Source organism: Ancylomarina sp. (assembly GCF_041555295.1).
Taxonomy (GTDB): domain Bacteria; phylum Bacteroidota; class Bacteroidia; order Bacteroidales; family Marinifilaceae; genus Ancylomarina.
This window is the reverse complement of the sequence record NZ_JBFFKR010000367.1, coordinates 1-2,798: the sequence shown is the minus strand read 5'-3', so window position 1 is coordinate 2,798 and position 2,798 is coordinate 1. Positions and strand designations below refer to the sequence as shown.

Sequence of the window (2,798 nt, the reverse complement as noted above, 5' to 3'; positions counted from 1 at the left end):
GGAATTGCATCAAAACTATTTTTGCCTCAGCTCTCTGTTTTTCGTAAATTTACAATAGAGTCCTCCGCCCCATACATAAAGTTTGTCAATCATCTAAAAACAAGCCTTATGAACCCTCTAATTCTTTTTAGCCTTGGATTTATCGTCTTCCTGCTGAGTGGTATTCGAATCATTTTCGAATACAAAAGAGCCCTCAAATTCCGATTTGGTAAATACATTAATACGCTCCAACCTGGATTCAGGTGGATAATTCCATTGGTAGAAACCATACAGATTGTAGATATCCGTGTGATCACCATCAATATCGACTCCCAGGAGGTGATGACTGAAGACAATGTGCCTTGTAGTATCGATGGGGTTGTCTTTTTTAAGATTATCGATCCTGAGAAAGCCGTTCTGGAAGTTGAAGAATATAAGTTTGCCATTATGCAATTGGCTCAGGCCGCCTTAAGGGATGTTTGTGGTAAGGTGGAACTGGATACCATCCTATCGAAACGAGAAGAGATAGGTAAAAATATCAAACGTATTGTCGAAAAGGAAACCGAATCATGGGGTATCATCATTATCGACGTGAAAATTAAAGATATTCAATTGCCCGAAAATATGAGACGCATGATGGCCAATCAAGCCGAAGCAGAGCGGTCTCGTCGTGCCCGAATCATTCTTGCCCTTGCCGAGGAACAAGCTGCTGAGAACTTATTAGCCGCGGGTAAACTCATCGATAAATCCCCCTCAGCCATCAAGCTAAGGCTGTATCAAACTCTGGCCAATATTGCTGCTGAAAAGAACTCAACCATCCTTTTCCCATTCCCAGAGGAGGTATTGCCAAGAAATACCAAAAAGGATGAGTAAAAGACAAGATCCTCATATTTTATTTAAGCTAAGGTCAAACTGTCTTTTTTAGGATGATTGACAAGATAATTATAAATTCTACCATCATTTTCTCTGGAAATTGTATTGATTAAATAGTCCCGATTTTCATGTTTCACCTAAAATTCATGATTATGAAAAAATTTAAAGAATTATTGTTTGTTTTGGTCTGCCTGGCTCTGGTGGCTGCTTGCAGTGAGAATACCGAAGATGTTAACACAGATGACAATCTGAAAAGTGCCGAAGAGATGAGCGCCCTCGGCAATCTGAAAAGCACTGAATATGGTGCGACTCTGGACGATGGAGAATTAAGCGTAACTATTCCTTTTAAAGCGAATTTTACGGTTTGGAACCATACCGATCCTAATGATCGATCCTGTGGTGAAATGCCCACATTTAATATTACTATGAAAGGAAGTGGCGTCATTAATCATCTGGGAAAAATCACGACTGTCATGACTTTTTGCAATAACACCGCAACTGGAGAATATTGGGAAACCGAAGGCGTATTCGTAGCTGCCAATGGAGATGAGTTATATGTTACGATTCCAATTGGTACTGTTATCCCAAACTTAGAAGACAATTCGAATTTCTACAGCATGAGGTTTAACGACGACATGTATTTTGATGGGGGTACGGGACGTTTTGAAGGCGCAACAGGTATGGCAAAAACAAATGCATACGTCCACTTGCCAACTGATGATTGGAGACATAAAGGTGATGATGTGTGGCATACCGATTTTTTCAGTACGGGTGAGCTTATTTTGAAAAAAGGGAAAAAGTAATCTTATATATATGGAGTTGCTATATTTACAAGGACAGTGAATTAAGATAAAAAGGTGCAGTCTCACGACTGCACCTACCTATTTTAACCCCAAATTAAAATAGATAATAAAACTCTTTACAGGTAAATAGAATGGCATATTTTAGTTACAACTGTATAAAAGTTTTACTTAAACAATTCTTGCAAATTTTGGACAATTGCAAATACAAATCTTTTTAACTTTAATTATGATGAGAGAATGCCATAAAGGTTGCGTCAACTCGTTCCTTTTTTTCATGATATTACAGTTCGACTAATTCCTCTTCTTATCGTGACAATCCCAAATAAACTCAAAAAAAAAAGGTGCAGCCTATCGACCACACCCACCTATTTTAACCCCATTAAAATAGATAAAAACTTATTATAGTTTTTATCTTAGACTGTAGAATGGCAAAAAGGTTGCGTCGGGAACATCATTTTTTTTCTGGTTTTGCATTTTACACCTACAAAAGTCAATAATCAAGTTCACTTATTTATTGGGTTTTCGATAGATTATCTCACCCTTTCAGGGCTTAAAAAAAACAATCATCAATTTACAAAGGGCTTTCCCCTTTGCTAATCGATCTCACCCCTTTGGGGCTTGTATAACCTGACATTTTAAATCAGTGCCAAACGATTCATTTTATTTCTGCGATCATCCGCGCAATCTGCGGGAAATCATTTTAATCATCCAATTATTCATCACTAATCGATAATGACTAATTAGCTTCAATCATATTTCATCTTAATAAATCTGCGTCTAAAAAAATAAAGGCTCATTATTTGTAAGCCGGAAAACTAAGCTCTACTTGCGAGCCTTCCCCATATACAGACTCCATTGAGATTTTAGCATGATGCAGACAGATGATCTGACGCGTGACACTGAGTCCAATACCAGAACCATTCTCACGTGTTGTAAAAAAGGGCACAAAAATATTCTTGATATCTTCTGATTTGATACCCATACCATTATCTATGATTCTAATCAGGGTCTGTTCCTCACTCGCTCTACAGGCAATCACCTGTATGATTCCCTTATCGCTAATGGCATGTTGGGCATTCTGAATCAGATTGACCAAAACCTGAACCAAGAGTTTTTCATCAGCCTCAATCGATAGATCATCAG

The 2,798-nt window shown here is 37.9% G+C and carries 3 protein-coding genes; 2 read left to right on the top strand and 1 reads right to left on the bottom strand.

Annotated elements, in window-relative coordinates; translation table 11 throughout:
• Window positions 1-108 precede the first annotated feature (108 nt).
• Together ABY905_RS16015 and ABY905_RS16010 are read left to right on the top strand one after the other, a co-directional pair.
• Complete coding sequence (locus ABY905_RS16015) at window positions 109-852, top strand: SPFH domain-containing protein (RefSeq protein WP_372645682.1); 744 nt, start codon at window positions 109-111, stop codon at window positions 850-852.
• 152 nt (window positions 853-1,004) lie between these two features.
• Entirely contained in the window at window positions 1,005-1,655 is a 651-nt protein-coding gene (locus tag ABY905_RS16010) for a hypothetical protein (protein ID WP_372645680.1), read from the top strand.
• 796 nt (window positions 1,656-2,451) lie between these two features.
• Here ABY905_RS16010 and ABY905_RS16005 read toward each other — a convergent pair.
• On the bottom strand, window positions 2,452-2,798 hold a 347-nt coding region (locus ABY905_RS16005; RefSeq protein WP_372645678.1), incomplete at its 5' end, for an ATP-binding protein.

Bases quoted from the DNA above. Each gene is read 5' to 3' on its own strand.
- ABY905_RS16015 (WP_372645682.1), top strand. From the start codon at position 109: ATGAACCCTCTAATTCTTTTTAGCCTTGGATTTATCGTCTTCCTGCTG.
- ABY905_RS16010 (WP_372645680.1), top strand. From the start codon at position 1,005: ATGAAAAAATTTAAAGAATTATTGTTTGTTTTGGTCTGCCTGGCTCTG.